The sequence below is a fragment of the [Muricauda] lutisoli (nom. illeg.) genome (genome assembly GCF_017313105.1).
GTDB lineage: Bacteria > Bacteroidota > Bacteroidia > Flavobacteriales > Flavobacteriaceae > Flagellimonas > Flagellimonas lutisoli.
In genome coordinates, this window is record NZ_JAFLND010000002.1 from 295,397 (window position 1) to 310,313 (window position 14,917).

At 42.0% G+C, this 14,917-nt stretch carries 14 protein-coding genes; 6 read left to right on the forward strand and 8 right to left on the reverse strand.

Going from position 1 to position 14,917, the window contains the following annotated elements:
• Positions 1-12 precede the first annotated feature (12 nt).
• Positions 13-531, forward strand: coding sequence for a ferritin (locus J0X13_RS08620; RefSeq protein WP_207071047.1), 519 nt, complete (start codon positions 13-15; stop codon positions 529-531).
• Between the two features lie 67 nt (positions 532-598).
• Here J0X13_RS08620 and J0X13_RS08625 read toward each other — a convergent pair whose 3' ends face one another.
• From J0X13_RS08625 to leuS, 3 genes are all read right to left on the reverse strand, one after another.
• Positions 599-1,300, reverse strand: coding sequence for a zinc metallopeptidase (locus tag J0X13_RS08625; RefSeq protein WP_207071048.1), 702 nt, complete (start codon positions 1,298-1,300; stop codon positions 599-601).
• A 92-nt stretch (positions 1,301-1,392) separates the two neighbouring features.
• A complete protein-coding gene (gene ald, locus J0X13_RS08630; RefSeq protein WP_207071049.1) occupies positions 1,393-2,493 on the reverse strand; it encodes an alanine dehydrogenase in 1,101 nt (366 codons plus the stop codon).
• 285 nt (positions 2,494-2,778) lie between these two features.
• Positions 2,779-5,577, reverse strand: coding sequence for a leucine--tRNA ligase (leuS, locus tag J0X13_RS08635; protein WP_207071050.1), 2,799 nt, complete (start codon positions 5,575-5,577; stop codon positions 2,779-2,781).
• A gap of 89 nt (positions 5,578-5,666) precedes the next feature.
• Here leuS and J0X13_RS08640 point away from each other — a divergent pair, with 89 nt between their 5' ends.
• The 5 genes from J0X13_RS08640 to J0X13_RS08660 are packed head-to-tail and all read left to right on the forward strand — an operon-like array spanning position 5,667 to position 9,118.
• Positions 5,667-6,545: a cell division protein FtsX gene (locus tag J0X13_RS08640; protein WP_207071051.1), complete on the forward strand. Its 879-nt coding sequence runs from the start codon at positions 5,667-5,669 to the stop codon at positions 6,543-6,545.
• 9 nt (positions 6,546-6,554) lie between these two features.
• Positions 6,555-6,821 carry a DUF3098 domain-containing protein gene (locus J0X13_RS08645; RefSeq protein WP_207071052.1) on the forward strand — a complete coding sequence of 89 codons (267 nt, stop codon included), beginning with the start codon at positions 6,555-6,557 and terminating at the stop codon, positions 6,819-6,821.
• Positions 6,822-7,616, forward strand: a complete 795-nt coding sequence (locus J0X13_RS08650; RefSeq protein WP_207071053.1) for an undecaprenyl-diphosphate phosphatase — start codon at positions 6,822-6,824, stop codon at positions 7,614-7,616.
• A gap of 30 nt (positions 7,617-7,646) precedes the next feature.
• Positions 7,647-8,345 carry a tRNA pseudouridine(55) synthase TruB gene (truB, locus tag J0X13_RS08655; protein WP_207071054.1) on the forward strand — a complete coding sequence of 233 codons (699 nt, stop codon included), beginning with the start codon at positions 7,647-7,649 and terminating at the stop codon, positions 8,343-8,345.
• A gap of 53 nt (positions 8,346-8,398) precedes the next feature.
• On the forward strand, positions 8,399-9,118 hold the full coding sequence (locus tag J0X13_RS08660) for an energy transducer TonB (protein WP_207071055.1): 720 nt from the start codon (positions 8,399-8,401) through the stop codon (positions 9,116-9,118).
• Here the strand turns inward: J0X13_RS08660 and J0X13_RS08665 are convergent.
• The 5 genes from J0X13_RS08665 to J0X13_RS08685 form a co-directional block, all read right to left on the reverse strand.
• On the reverse strand, positions 9,101-9,721 hold the full coding sequence (locus J0X13_RS08665; RefSeq protein WP_242535683.1) for a thioredoxin family protein: 621 nt from the start codon (positions 9,719-9,721) through the stop codon (positions 9,101-9,103). The two genes, J0X13_RS08660 and J0X13_RS08665, sit on opposite strands and share 18 nt — an antisense overlap.
• Positions 9,722-9,801: 80 nt before the next feature.
• The gene (locus J0X13_RS08670; protein ID WP_207071057.1) at positions 9,802-11,217 is read right to left on the reverse strand and encodes a TolC family protein; all 1,416 of its coding nucleotides are present in this window, start codon (positions 11,215-11,217) and stop codon (positions 9,802-9,804) included.
• Entirely contained in the window at positions 11,201-12,556 is a 1,356-nt protein-coding gene (locus J0X13_RS08675) for an HlyD family secretion protein (protein ID WP_207071058.1), read from the reverse strand. The genes J0X13_RS08670 and J0X13_RS08675 overlap by 17 nt, the downstream gene beginning before the upstream one ends.
• A gap of 5 nt (positions 12,557-12,561) precedes the next feature.
• Positions 12,562-14,229, reverse strand: a complete 1,668-nt coding sequence (locus tag J0X13_RS08680) for a peptidase domain-containing ABC transporter (RefSeq protein ID WP_207071059.1) — start codon at positions 14,227-14,229, stop codon at positions 12,562-12,564.
• On the reverse strand, positions 14,222-14,908 hold the full coding sequence (locus J0X13_RS08685; protein ID WP_207071060.1) for a TetR/AcrR family transcriptional regulator: 687 nt from the start codon (positions 14,906-14,908) through the stop codon (positions 14,222-14,224). Before J0X13_RS08685 ends, J0X13_RS08680 begins: the two co-directional genes overlap by 8 nt.
• Between the last annotated feature and the right edge of the window lie 9 nt (positions 14,909-14,917).

Here is a 14,917-nt window from a genome sequence, read left to right on the forward strand (position 1 = left end):
TAGATATATACCATGAAAGATATTGCAAGACAAAGTATGAGCATTAAAGTGGAATCCATGGATTTGCTCAACGGACAGATAAAAATGGAAGCCCATGCCTCTGCCACTTATTTGGCGATGGCCTCTTGGTGCGAACAAAACGGGTTTTTTACCAGTGCCAAGTTTTTCTTTAAACAAGCAGAAGAGGAGCGCGAGCACATGATGAAGATTTTTAATTTTTTGGTGGATACCGGGGGTAACCCGATTTCACCAGAAGTAACGGATATCAACCACGATTACTCCTCTATCACCGATATTTTTGAATCCACTTTGGAACACGAGGTAAAAGTGACAAAATCCATTCACAATATTGTGAAAAAAGCCAGGGAATCGGGTGATATCGCAACCGAACGTTTCTTGGACTGGTTTGTTATGGAGCAGGTTGAGGAAGAAAACACCATAAGGGATATTCTGGATATGATCGAAGTAACGGGTACCGAAGGGGTTGGCCTTCAAATGATAGACAACCAAGTTGCCAATTGGATTGAATAAGTTCGGTACATGACATAAATAAGAAAAGGGGCCAAATGGCCCCTTTTTATATCGTGTCAAAAAAATCTTAGTCTCTACCTCCAAAAACTTGAACCGCCCAATACAATAGGGAGGCCAATGCACCCAAGGCTGCCACCAAATAGGTTCTTGCGGCCCATTTCAGTGCATCTTCCGCACCGGCATATTCTTGTTGGGTTACCATGTTCTTTTGTTTTAACCAAACCAACGCTCTCTTACTGGCATCGTATTCCACGGGCAGGGTAATAAAACTGAACAAGGTAGCAAAGCCCATCATGATCAATCCAGCCACAGCGATGTAAAAACCAATACCACCTACCGCTCCGGTGGCCGCCATAAGCATGATACCACCGAATACTACCCAGGTGGACATTCCAGAGGTAACACTTACCACAGGAACCAATTTAGAACGCATGGTCAACCATTCATAAGCCTGCGCGTGTTGTACCGCATGTCCGCATTCGTGGGCTGCCACCGCAGCTGCCGAGGCATTTCGTTGGTTGTAGACCCCTTCACTAAGGTTTACGGTTTTATTTTTAGGGTTATAATGGTCCGTTAGCATCCCAGGGGTCGAAATTACCTTAACATCCCTAATTCCATGGTCATCAAGCATTTTCTGGGCAATTTCTGCACCGCTCATACCATTTCTTAAATGGACCTTTGAATATTTTTTGAATTTACTCTTCAATCGGTTGCTCACCATCCAGCTGATCAGGGCAATTCCACCGATTAATATATAATATGTCATCATAGCATTATCTCTTTAATATAAATATACCACATAAAAGCAAAAACCCCGCCAAATTATGGCAGGGTCCCTTTACTGTCAAAATGTTAGTGTTTTTAGACCAGTACTGGATCTAGCTTAAAGGTTTCAGCGATTTCTTTGTAAACTATTTCACCTTCAACCACGTTCAATCCCTTTTCCAGGGATCTATCCAATTTGCAGGCGCTACGCCATCCCATGTTGGCCAATTTTAGCACATAGGGCAGTGTTACATTCGTCAAGGCAACAGTAGAAGTATAAGGCACTGCCCCTGGCATATTGGCTACACAGTAATGGACCACGTCATCAATAATGTAAATGGGGTCCTCATGGGTTGTTGGCTTGGTGGTTTCCACGCATCCTCCTTGATCCACCGCCACATCGACTATAACAGTTCCCGGATGCATGTCCTTGAGCATGTCCCGAGTGATCAAGTTAGGTGCTTTTGCTCCTTTAAGCAGGACACCACCAATAATCAAATCATTTGTTTTTATATGCTTTCTGATATTGAACTCATTCGAAAAACCTGTCACCACATGGCTTGGCATAATGTCGTTCACATATCTGAGCCGTTTCATGTTTACATCCAAAATGGTTACTTGGGCACCCAGCCCTGCTGCCATTTTAGCAGCCTGAATACCCACGGTGCCAGCGCCAAGTACCAAAACCCTACCTGGTGACACTCCCGGAACCCCGCCCAAAAGCACTCCTTTTCCCTTCACAGGTTTCTCCAAGTATTTAGCACCTTGTTGAATCGCCATTCTACCAGCCACTTCGGACATTGGTGTTAACAAGGGAAGTGTACCATCTTCATCCTCCACGGTTTCATAGGCGATACAAATCGCCTTGCTTTTGATCATGGCGTTCGTCAAAGCTTCACTGGAGGCAAAATGGAAGTACGTAAAGACAATTTGCCCTTCCTGTATCAAATTATATTCCTCTGCTATGGGCTCCTTAACCTTTACGATCATATCGCTCATGGCATACACCTGACCAATCGTATCCAAAATAGTAGCCCCGGCCTGTTGGTAATCCTGATTAAAAAATCCACTTCCCTCACCTGCGCCGGATTGCACATATACGGTGTGGTTGTTCTTTACCAATTCAAATACCCCGGCTGGAGTCATGCCCACCCGGCTCTCGTTGTTTTTGATTTCTTTAGGTATACCAACAGTCATAATGTTGTGTTTTTTGGTTTCTGGGGTCAAAGTTGAGCAAAAAAATTAGATTAAAACACAAAAACTCGATAAAAAACAGGGGTGTATGGTCAAAATATTTTTTTTTAATATTTATACCCCTATTTAAACAGGGTTTAAATTTTTTTTAATGCTTTTTTAAATACATACCCCTATGTTTTTGGGGGTTACTCTGTGTAAAAACAAAAAAGCATGCCGTTTGGCATGCTTTTTAGGGCTGTTTCTATAAAATTCATAAATAATTCGGTTTATAATCCTGTTTTGAGACTATCCTACAATATTCACGATCTTTCCAGGCACTACAATGACCTTTTTGGGTGTTCTCCCCTCCAATTGGGCCTGTGTTTTTTCGTGGGCCAGAACAGCGGCTTCAATATCATCCTTGCTCATATCCAAAGGTAATTCCAATTTAAAGCGCATTTTACCATTAAAAGATATCGGATATTCCTTACTGCTTTCCACCAAGTACTTTTCCTCAAACTTTGGGAATGGTGCTTCGGCAATGGACTCTGAATGACCCAAACGACTCCAAAGCTCTTCGGCAATGTGAGGGGCATAAGGTGAAACCAAGATCGCCAAGGGTTCCAAAATAGCTTTGCTTATACATTTTTGTGATGTCAACTCATTCACACAAATCATAAAAGTGGAAACAGAAGTATTGAACGAGAAGTTCTCGATGTCCTCCTCTACCTTTTTAATGGTCTTGTGCAAAGTCTTCAAATTATCGGCAGTCGGCTCCTTATCCTCAATGGTTGTATACAACTTCCAAAGTTTCTTCAGGAAAGAATGTACACCGGTAATCCCTGCCGTGTTCCAAGGCTTGGATTGCTCCAGTGGTCCGAGGAACATTTCGTACAAACGAAGGGAATCTGCCCCGTACTCCTCACAAATGGCATCAGGGTTAACGACATTGTATTTGGATTTGGACATTTTTTCGACTTCACGGCCAACAATGTATTCTCCATCTTCAAGAATGAATTCTGCATCCTTATATTCTGGCTGCCATTCTTTAAAAGCTTCGACATCCAACTCATCCGATGCATTTACCAAAGAAACATCCGCATGGATAGGAACAACATTCTTATCCTTTATTAGACCTTTTGAATACACTTTATTGGAATCCAGTTCTCGATATACAAAAGCACTCGTCCCGGTAATCATCCCTTGATTGATCAACTTTTGAGCAAATTCATCTTTGGGCACATACCCCATATCGAACATAAACTTTTGCCAAAATCGGGAATACAACAAGTGGCCCGTAGCGTGCTCGCTGCCTCCTATATAAAGGTCTACATCTTGCCAGTAGTTGATGGCTTCAGGAGAGAAAATAGTGTCATCATTGCGTGGGTCCATATACCTATTAAAGTATTGGGAACTTCCCGCCCAACCGGGCATCGTGTTCAACTCCAAAGGAAATACATTTTCATTATCGATGAGCTCATTGCTAACTACTTCCGCCTTGAGGCGGTCCCAAGCCCAAGTAGTGGCGTTGCCCAATGGTGGCTCGCCCGTTTCCGTAGGAAGGTATTTCTCCACTTCGGGCAGTTCTAATGGCAAATGCTCCAAATCGATCATTTGCGGCATACCATCAACATAATACACTGGAAAGGGTTCACCCCAGTACCGCTGACGACTAAATACGGCATCGCGTAAACGGTAATTCACCTTGCCTTCACCGTGCCCGATTTTTTCCAATTCGTCAATGATTTTCTTCATCGCATCTTTATAAGGTAGACCGTTCAGAAAATCGGAATTGGCAATTACCGTGGTTTCCTTATCTGCAAATGCCTCTTCGGAAATATCCACTCCTTCAAAAATATTGGGGATAGCTATATTGTAATGTTTTGCAAAATCGTAATCGCGTTGGTCACCACAGGGCACCGCCATTACGGCTCCCGTTCCGTAACTGGCCAAAACATAGTCCCCGATCCAAATGGGAATGGGTTCTTTAGTGAACGGATGCTCTGCATAAGCTCCAGTAAATACACCAGAAATGGTTTTCACATCGGCCATACGGTCACGCTCAGAACGTTTTGCCGTAGCTTCCACGTAAGCTTCTACTTCTGCTTTTTGCTCTGGAGTTGTGATTTTTGCCACCAATTCGTGCTCTGGTGCCAAGGTCATAAAACTTACCCCGAAAATGGTATCAGGTCGGGTAGTGAAGACTTCAATGGTATCATCTACGCCCTTCACATTAAAAGTAACCGATGCACCAACAGAACGTCCAATCCAGTTGGTTTGGGAATCTTTTAGTGGCTGTGGCCAATCAATTTTGTCCAATCCGTCCAACAAACGCTGTGCATATGCGGTAATGCGCATACTCCATTGCGTCATTTTTTTACGGACCACGGGATGACCTCCACGCTCGGAAACACCGTTCACGATTTCATCATTGGCCAAAACAGTCCCTAAAGCGGGACACCAATTTACTTCGGTATCCGCTAAATAGGTCAACCTATATTTTAAAAGAATTTCTTGCTTTTCCTTATCGGAGTAACCATTCCAATCATCAGCACTAAAACTTGGGGTATCATCATCACAAGTAGCTTCTACATTGGTATTTCCTTCTTTTTCAAAAATGGAAACCAAACTGGAAATATTTTCCGCTTTATTGGAATTATTGTTGTACCACGCATTGAACAATTGGATAAAGATCCATTGTGTCCATTTGTAATATTGCGGGTTAGAGGTACGTACTTCGCGGCTCCAATCAAAAGAAAAACCAAGCTGGTCCAATTGCTCGCGGTACCTGTTGATGTTGTTTTCCGTGGTAATGGCCGGATGCTGCCCCGTTTGGATCGCATATTGCTCCGCAGGCAATCCGAAGGAATCGTAGCCCATGGGATGCAATACATTGAATCCTTTATGTCTTTTGTAACGCGAATAGATGTCCGTGGCAATATAACCCAGCGGATGCCCTACGTGCAAGCCTGCCCCAGATGGGTAAGGAAACATCGACAATGCATAAAATTTAGGTTTATCGGAATCGTTGGATGCCTTAAAAGTTTCATTTTCTGCCCAATACTTCTGCCATTTGGCCTCAATCTCGCGGAAATCGTAATTCATTGTTAATCTTGTTCAATTTCGTGTGCAAAAATAGGTTTAATCCCCTAAATACAATTTACTTTTCTATTTTTACGTACTGATTCTACTATATGAGCCAATATATTGAACGATATCAGCGTCGAAAACTGATTTCCTCCTACTTTTCCGTGGCTTTGAGCATTGCCTTGGTACTGTTTCTTTTAGGCGTTTTGGGCCTTTTGGTGCTCAATACCAAAAAATTGGCAGATCACTTTAAGGAGCAGATCACCATTTCAGTATTTTTAAAGGACAGTGCAAAACCAGTGGAAATAGATCAGTTGCAGAAAAGCTTGGCCCTAGCGGAGTACACCAAGTCGGCCGAATATATTTCCAAAGAAGATGCAGCAGAACAATACAGTGAGGATATTGGTGAAAATTTTGAAGAGTTTTTGGGCTACAACCCCCTAAAAAATTCCATTGATGTGAATTTGAAGGCCGATTTTGTCTCTTCCCAACAAATTGATGATATTGCGGAAGAACTGGCGGCCAAGGCATACGTGGACGAAGTAAGCTATGATAAACCCCTGATTTCGTTACTCAACAACAATGCCCGGAAAATCAGTTTGTGGATATTGGTGGCCAGTGCCATTTTTACGGTAATCGCCGTTTTGCTGATCAACAGTTCCATACGTCTGTCCATTTACTCCAAAAGGTTTATCATTAAGACCATGCAGATGGTGGGTGCCACCAAAACTTTTATCCGAAGGCCCTTTATTTGGACGAACATAAAACTAGGCATGGTCGGAGCAGTAGTGGCCTTGATAGGACTTGGCGTTTTAGTGTACTATATCGATAAAAATTTCCCCGAATTGAATCTTTTGCAAGATTATATTGTTCTCATCATTTTATTCGTTAGTGTATTTGGTTTGGGTGTCATTATTTCGTGGGCCAGTACCCATTTTGCGACACAACGCTTTTTAAACCTGAGAACGGATGATCTTTATTATTAACTTTGCAGCATGAGCAAGAAAAACAACAACGGTAAAAAACCTGCCAAGGAGTTTGTTTTCCAAAAGAAAAACTACCTCTTTCTATTTATAGGTATTGCCTTTATTGCCCTCGGGTTTATTTTGATGAGCGGCGGCGGAAGCGACGACCCTGAAGTATTCAACCCCGAGATATACAATTTTAGAAGAATCCGTCTTGCGCCGACCTTGATTCTTATCGGTCTTGGCATTCAGGTTTACGCCATATTGTTGAATCCTCACAAGAAAAAGAAGGAATAATTGGAATTGATTGACGCCATAATCCTTGGAATCATTCAGGGATTGACCGAATTTTTACCTGTTTCCTCCAGCGGTCACTTAGAATTGGGAAAAGCAATTTTGGGAGCGCAGGCCGTTCCCGAAGAGAGTTTATTGTTCACGGTAGTGCTCCATTTCGCGACCGCGTTAAGTACCTTGGTGGTATTCCGAAAAGATGTTTATGACATTCTGAAAGGCTTATTTCAGTTTAAATGGAACGAGGAAACCCAATTTTCTTTAAAAATCATCATCTCCATGATTCCTGCCGCTTTGGTGGGTCTTTTTTTGAATGACTTTATAGAAGTGTTTTTTGATGGTGCCATTGTGATTGTTGGAATTATGTTGGTCATCACAGCATTTTTGCTGTATTTGGCAGATTTGGCCAAGACCACCGATAAAAACGTATCGTTTCGCAGTGCTTTTGCCATTGGAATGGCTCAGGCTGTTGCCATATTGCCCGGTATTTCCCGAAGTGGGGCAACCATTTCTGCTGCGGTACTTTTAGGGGTCGACAAGACAAAGTCGGCCCGTTTCTCCTTTTTGATGGTGGTTCCGCTTATCTTGGGCAAAGTGGCCAAAGATTTGATGGGTGGGGAGATTTCTTTTCAAGGGGACCAGGCTGTGGCCATGGGCGCAGGATTTGCTGCTGCCTTTATCGCTGGACTCGCTGCCTGTACCTGGATGATCAAACTGGTACGCCAAAGCAAGCTTACCTATTTTGCCATTTACTGTGCAATCGTGGGCCTCATCGCCCTTGCGTGGAGCATTTGGGGATAGATCAGTATATTTGCCCCAAACCCCAAGTTTTTGAATACCAAAGAAGATTTTTTAAACGGTCAAATTCTGTTAATTGACAAACCGCTGGAATGGACTTCGTTCCAAGCGGTGAACGCACTTAAATGGGCCATTCGTAAAAAATTTGACCTTAGAAAGATAAAAATCGGCCATGCAGGTACATTGGACCCCTTGGCCACAGGTCTGTTGATTATCTGTACGGGAAAATTCACTAAAAAAATCCCAGAACTTCAAGGACAAGTAAAAGAATACACGGGCACCTTCACACTAGGCGCCACTACACCTTCCTACGATTTGGAGACCGAAGTGAACGAAACCTTTCCAACTGAACATATCACGGATGCCTCCATCAAAGAAGCCACAACGAAATTCTTGGGTGAAATTGATCAAGTACCTCCTATTTTTTCAGCCTTAAAAAAAGATGGGAAGCGGTTGTACGAACTTGCCCGTGAAGGCAAACAAGTCGAAATAAAATCAAGAAAAATAGAAATCCTGGAATTTGAGATTACCCGGATCGAACTCCCCAAAGTGGGTTTTCGGGTCGTGTGCAGTAAAGGGACCTACATCCGTTCCTTGGCGCACGATTTTGGGAAAGCTTTGGGCACTGGAGCCTATTTATCCGAGCTCCGAAGAACCAAAATAGGGGATTTCAACGTAAATAATGCCACAAGCCCCAATGTTTTCAAGGAAAAGCTTGAAGTAAATGCTTGAACCTAAATGGTTGGTATAAAATATTTTTACAAAAAAGCGGTTATAGTAAAACCATGAACTTAAATAAGAGCCAGTTATCACTTTTGATCACTTTCTTCTCTATGTCCATAGTGATGTTATTGTTGTTCAATATTCACTTAGGGGGCATACAAGAGGATGAGTACGTCATTGAAATGAGCCTGGCCGATGAAGATATTGAAAAACTTCTAGAAGAGGAAGAGGAACGACTGGAAGAAATGGAGGCTGCCAACGACCCTATTAAGAGCCACATGGCCGTGAATCAAACAGCCAAACCGAGTGTTGGAAATCCCGAACCTTTAAAAACTTTGGAAGAGCTCATGGAAGAAAGGGCCATGAGCAGTGAAACAGGTGAATATGCTGACAACTCCGCTTTTGAAGAACAATTGAAGCAATTACGGGCCCAACGTGATGAGAAAAAGGAAAAACTGGGCGAACGCGATGCCCAAAAAGAAGAGTTTACCGACTATTTAAAAGACAGGCGCACTAGCATTTCCTATTCCTTGGTGGATAGAAATGCTTATTATTTGCCACCTCCCATCTACACTTGTATAGAAGGTGGTAAGGTTGTTGTCAATATTTCCGTGGACGATAATGGTTATGTGACCGAAGCAAGCTTTAACGACAAAAGTTCGGGAACTGACAACGGTTGTTTGGTGGACAATGCAATCGCCTATGCTTTAAAGGCACGTTTTAGCCCAGATTCCAAGGCATCGCAAATTGGAACGATCACCTATCTATTCCAGAGCAAGTAATTTTAGGATATCCTCCAGAATATTTTGCCCTTTGTTTTTATTGTACCAAACTTGAAGTTCTTGTTTGAACTCATCGGTCAATTTACCGTGTTCCCTTTTACAATCTTCCACCATTTGAGTGGCAATACTTGATCTTGGGCCCCACTCGCCGATAATTTCATCATCAGCTTTGTCCAAAACAATTAATTTGGGAATGGAACGGGCACCATTGGTAAGGAAAGCATCCATCAAATCGAGACTTTCATCCCGCAGAACAACTTTTAGGGTTATGTTCGGGCTTGCTTCTGCAATTTTGTTCATGATGGGCAAACTTGCCGCCGCATCCCCACACCAACTTTCGGTGAGCACCAAGAACACGAGCTCACTGTCCAAGGAATCCAACTTTTGTTGTACCTCATCGTTGATTTTAAACGTTTTTTCCCAACGCACCATTCGGCGGTCACCAAGCTTGGTATAATTGACCATAGCTTCAGATTGGTTTGAACCCGTGGACTTACCCATTATCGCCAGTTGACGAACCAATTCAAGGTATCTCGGATAATCCATTGCCTTAGTTATGTACTCCTGTACCAATTCCAACCTGTTGCTCTCCAATACTTCCATAAAATTGTTTTTGCAAAAGTACCCAGGGCAATCTGCCCAATAGGTGACTTTTATCATTGGTAGTTTTTACAAGATATTCCTTACAGTGCTTTTGGGTTTATGGCCAAGCTCTTGAACAACATGGCCTTGGTGTAGAAAAATTTATTCTGCATTTCGTTTTGTTTCAGGTAAGCATCGATGAGCTTGCTCTCCCGAGAATTTATCAAAAACAGGGAACTCTCCCCAAAACTGAACTTTCTTTCCTCAGCTTCCAACATAGTGGTATAATCCTTTACAATATTGGTTATCAATTGGTTTTGTTCGGTAAAGGAATCCAATTCATTATAAATGGCGATGACCTTATTCTGTATTTCTATCTGCGCGTTGTCCCTTTCGTATTCGGCATCCCTGAGTTTAAACTTGGCCAATTTTAAATCTCCTCGCTCTTTTCTAAGGAAAATGGGCATCTGCAGGCTTAACCCTGCTTTGTAGTTCTCGGTTACAAAAGAGTTGATGTATTCTGGCGTTTCTGTGATAAAATTATATTCGGCCTCCAATTTTGGAAGCAGTTTGTTGGCCTTAAGTCGCTTGTCAACGGTAAGCCCTTCAATTTTATAGTCCAAGGATATGAGTTTGGGATGTGTTTCCAAATTGAAACTATCCAAAGGCACTCCTTCTATCTCCAAGGTCGAGTTGATGTCCATTTCCGGCTCTAAATTAGGGCTTACACCAGGCTGAAGCTCAACGGGCACATCCTCGATCCACAAAAAATTACTGAGTTCCAATGATTTTTTCATCAATTTCACCTTTGCCTGCTGATATCCCAAATCTCTGTTTCGAACGGCAATTTTTGCCTCTACGGTATCAATCATGGCAATATCCCCTGCCAAGGCGCTCTCCTTTATCCCCTGAAAACGAATTTCCGCATTTTCCAAAAAATCTTTATACACTTCAGCATCTCGATAAGCCTTCAACCAATCAAAATAGGCCAATGATGCATTGTACAGCACTTGGTTTACCTGCAGGTCTTGATCGGCTTTGGTCTGCTCCCTGAACAATTTGGCTTTTCGTAGAGTGGCCATGCGCTCGTTGATCCAAAATCCTTGTAAAACGGACATGGAAACCCCTGCGCTGTACAAACCATCTTGAGGCAAGGTTTCGTCCGGGTTAATGAAAGTTCCCTCATCTTGCTGAAAATTCCCCTTGAACTCTATACCGAACCAGGTCGGAACCTTGAAAGTGGCATTTAATCGGTCCCAATATTGGGTTCCCTTAAACTCCTTTCTATCAAAATCCACTTCAACCTTTGGGTCAAAACCTCCCCTGGCCCTCATAAGTTCCGCCTGCCCTATGGCAATGTTCAACTGGGCCTGTTTGGCAACGGGGTGATACTTTTTTACATAACCCAAGTACTCCTTAAACCCAAGCACAGAGGAATCTTGCTGAGCGTAAAAAAGGCTTACAGTAAAGAAAAAGAGGGTACAAAATAAAAGTGATCTTCTATTTCTTTGCGCCATCTGCACTATTGTTTTGAGGTTGATAATAATTTGGTGGAAAGCCGTTCAACTGTCTCCACAACTCGTACCAAATAGGAACATCTTCCAAAAGGGCCATTGTACTTGCGCCCGAACCGACTCTAATATCCTTGGGCCATGGTGCTTCTTCCTCGTCGGGGGCCAACAGTACCCTGTATTTACCATTTGGACTGATAAAGTTTTCAATTGCGACCACTTTACCGCCAAAAGTTCCATAGGAAACGTTTGGCCATCCACTAAATATGATAGCAGGCCAGCCATCAAATTGAATACGCACCTTCTCATCTACATGAATCAATGGAAGATCAATGGGGTCCACATAAGTTTCAACTGCTATATCGTAGTCCGAAGGCATTATCCCCACTAATTGAGCTCCTTCTTTAAAAGTTTCCCCAATTCCGGATTGGATGGCCTTTGTGATATAGCCATTCTGAGGGGCTCGTATATAGAGCATATTATTTCTAATTTCGTAGTTGGTGTACTGATTTTCCAACTTGGTCACCTGAGCCTCAGAATCGAACTGATTGGATTGCGCCGTATATAAGTCACTTTGCGCCTTAGAAATCTTATCGGTGTACTCGGCCTGTACCCTATTGATTTCAACTTGTGCATTGATCACATCATTTTTACTGGCCAATAATTTATTTTCCTGACTTATTAGTTTTGCCTGTGTTTCTTGAAGTTTTAGGCGTTTTGCTTCTAAATCGGTTACCGCCTTTAAACCTTCTTCCTGGAGTTTTTCGGTACGATCGTACTGCCGTTGTGCAATGGTGATATTGGTCTTGGCAGCTTCCAAATCTATACTATCGCTCTTGACCTTCAGCTTCGACTGCATTAACTTGTTCTTGGCTTGCTCCAGTTTTAAACCAAGTTCTTGGTTAAGGGCTTTGATTTGCTGGTTCAAGGCCTTTACCTTTTCTTGATATGATGTTACGGACATGGTCTTAGCCTTTATCTGTTGCCCGGTACGTTCTATAAGATTGGGGTCAAAATATTCGCTCTTTACCTCGGATATAAATAAGATGGTATCTCCCTTTTCTACGTAATCCCCTTCTCTTACATACCACTTTTCAATTCTTCCCGGTATTGGGGACTGAATCGTTTGTGGTCGTTGATCTGGGGTTAGAGTTGTTAAGTAACCCCTACCAGAAATATTCTGGGTCCAAGGTAAAAACATCATAAAAAGTACAATGATGGAAAAGGCGGCCAAAAAGCGGTTAAATTGCTTATAGTGCCTTTTATGAAAGACCTTCTTACCTGCTTCATAACCGGTAAGGTCTACCTTAGCGTTCAATTTATTATTTGAAGAAATATTTAGCATGAACTTTATTTTACATTGATCAATCTACCTTTTTCCATTCGGATTGTCTGGTTACAGCGACTTGCCCATTTCGGGTTCTCACTTACAACAACCAGAGCCCATCCATTTGCCGGGTCGGCCAAGAAATCCATCATTCTTTCTGTTCCCTCCTCATCGTATTGCTCCAAAGGATCTTTGAGAATCATAAGTTTAGGTCGTGTCACAACACTCCTGGCCAATACAATCTTTCGGGATATAAAGTCCGGAATCTTTTTCCCTTCTGGATATAAAATGGTGTTTAGGCCATGGGGCTGCTCTTTTACAAACTCGGTTAAACTCACTTTTTCCAAGGCCCAGTACACGTCTTCTATTGGAATATCTTTATTGCCGAAGGTAATGTTGTCCAACAAAGTCCCTTCAAAAGGGTACTCTTCGGTAAGAGAGTGTCCTAAATAAGATCGGTACTGACTTAATTTTATTCCCTGCAGTGCTACATTGTTGACATAGATTTTACCCGAGTCAGGTTCCAAGATTCCCGCGATCATCCGTAAAAGGGTGGATCTTCCGGAGCCGCTCTTACCTTGAACCAACAATCTAGTGCCAGGGTGGATGGCCAGTGATACATGATCTATAATCTTTTTATCCAAACCTGGGACTTTATAAACGACATCTTCAAGCTCCACTTTTAAGCCTTCACCTTCCTTAAAAGGAGTTTCCCCAGATTGTGGCTCGAGTTTTTTGTCCACAACTTGCCCCATTTTCTCCAAAGATGTCAAGAGGTCATAAAAAGTTTCAAGACCTAAAATCATTTTCTCGACAGAGCTGATCACCAATAAAATAATGATTTCCGCAGCTACAAACTGACCAATGTTCATTTGTTGATCCAAAACCAGCAATCCACCGATCAACAACAATCCGGCAGTCACCAGAACTTTAAAGCCTATCATTTGAATAAACTGAAGTACCAATATTCTAAAATGGCTTTCCCTGGCCTCCAAATATTCTTCTACCAATTTATCGTTCTTTTCCAATGCATGGGATGTTTTGCCAGAAAGTTTAAAACTAACAATGGAGCGGGCAATTTCTTGCACCCAATGAGCAACCCTATACTTGATCTTTGACTCTTCCAAACTGGTATCCAACCCCTTTTGAGCGGTGAACTTGAACACAATGTAAATAAGCAAGAGCAACAACAGCCCGTAGATGATAAAAAATGGGTGATAAAAGGAAAGCAACAATAACCCAAAAACTATTTGCAGCAATGCAGCTGGGAAATCGATAAGTATTTTGGAAAGGGATTTTTGAACTGTAAGGGTATCAAAAAATCGGTTGGCCAACTCCGGCGGATAGTAATACCTGAGCTCACTCATTTTGATTTTTGGAAAACGATATGCAAACTCAAAAGATGACCTGGTAAAAATTTTCTGCTGAAGGTTTTCAATAATACGTATTTGCATTAACTGAAGAACACCGACAAATGCAACTCCCAAAGTAACCAAGACCACGAGAACGATCCAAGAGGTACTCACCCTTGCTCCTTGTATAAGGTTGATAATGGCCTGTATTCCCAATGGAAGGGAAAGATTTACCAAACCAGCAAAAATAGCGTAGTAAAATATTTGAAAGATGTCTTTTTTGTCCAAGGTCAACAGACCCATTAAACGTTGCCACGCGGTTAGTATGTTTTTAGCCATTAGGTTTATGGTTTAATGTTCGGAATATTAAGTCCGTAAAAAATTGGGTTGGTGTAATTTTTTGATTGCAATCGGTAAGTTTTGGAAAGTGCTCTGCCAGAAAATATTGGTGCAGTGTACCTTCCAAGATAGTACTGGCCAAACTCAATGGATAAGGATAACTGCCATCCACTTCCTGAATCATTTTACTGATACGACTCACAATTCTCTTACTGATCGTAAAGTAACCATCCTTGTTTTCTTGATCAACCTCCTTTACCAAGTAGGATTTGGAATACTCATTGATTATCAATCTATTTAGAACCACTTCGTTCACATGTGAAAAGGAACTGTCTTCCTCCACATTTTGTGTTAGCACTTCTATTGCTTTTTTAAGTTTTTTCTCCGGATTGGAAATGCCATTGGTAGCAAAAACCATTCGATACTCCATCCAACCCCAATACCATGAGGCCAAATAGAGCAACAACTTATGCTTGTTCTCAAAATATCGATAAATAGAGCTCTCATTGGATTGAATGCGAACCCCTAACTTTTTAAACGTAAAGCATTCAAATCCGATTTCATCGATAAGCAGTATACTCTGCTCTACTATTTTCTTTCCCAAATCTGAAGATTCAGGGTCCTTTACATAGAGCTTTCCATTCATTTCCAATTTTACGGACTTCATCAAAATATCCATTCCATCCAA

Excerpts from the sequence above, each read along its gene's own strand:
- J0X13_RS08640 (WP_207071051.1), top strand. The coding sequence starts at position 5,667 with ATGAGCCAATATATTGAACGATATCAGCGTCGAAAACTGATTTCCTCC.
- J0X13_RS08675 (WP_207071058.1), bottom strand. The coding sequence starts at position 12,556 with ATGCTAAATATTTCTTCAAATAATAAATTGAACGCTAAGGTAGACCTT.
- J0X13_RS08620 (WP_207071047.1), top strand. The coding sequence starts at position 13 with ATGAAAGATATTGCAAGACAAAGTATGAGCATTAAAGTGGAATCCATG.
- J0X13_RS08670 (WP_207071057.1), bottom strand. The coding sequence starts at position 11,217 with ATGGCGCAAAGAAATAGAAGATCACTTTTATTTTGTACCCTCTTTTTC.
- J0X13_RS08625 (WP_207071048.1), bottom strand. The coding sequence starts at position 1,300 with ATGATGACATATTATATATTAATCGGTGGAATTGCCCTGATCAGCTGG.
- ald (WP_207071049.1), bottom strand. The coding sequence starts at position 2,493 with ATGACTGTTGGTATACCTAAAGAAATCAAAAACAACGAGAGCCGGGTG.
- J0X13_RS08645 (WP_207071052.1), top strand. The coding sequence starts at position 6,555 with ATGAGCAAGAAAAACAACAACGGTAAAAAACCTGCCAAGGAGTTTGTT.
- J0X13_RS08660 (WP_207071055.1), top strand. The coding sequence starts at position 8,399 with ATGAACTTAAATAAGAGCCAGTTATCACTTTTGATCACTTTCTTCTCT.
- J0X13_RS08665 (WP_242535683.1), bottom strand. The coding sequence starts at position 9,721 with ATGGAAGTATTGGAGAGCAACAGGTTGGAATTGGTACAGGAGTACATA.
- J0X13_RS08685 (WP_207071060.1), bottom strand. The coding sequence starts at position 14,908 with ATGGATATTTTGATGAAGTCCGTAAAATTGGAAATGAATGGAAAGCTC.
- J0X13_RS08680 (WP_207071059.1), bottom strand. The coding sequence starts at position 14,229 with ATGGCTAAAAACATACTAACCGCGTGGCAACGTTTAATGGGTCTGTTG.
- leuS (WP_207071050.1), bottom strand. The coding sequence starts at position 5,577 with ATGAATTACGATTTCCGCGAGATTGAGGCCAAATGGCAGAAGTATTGG.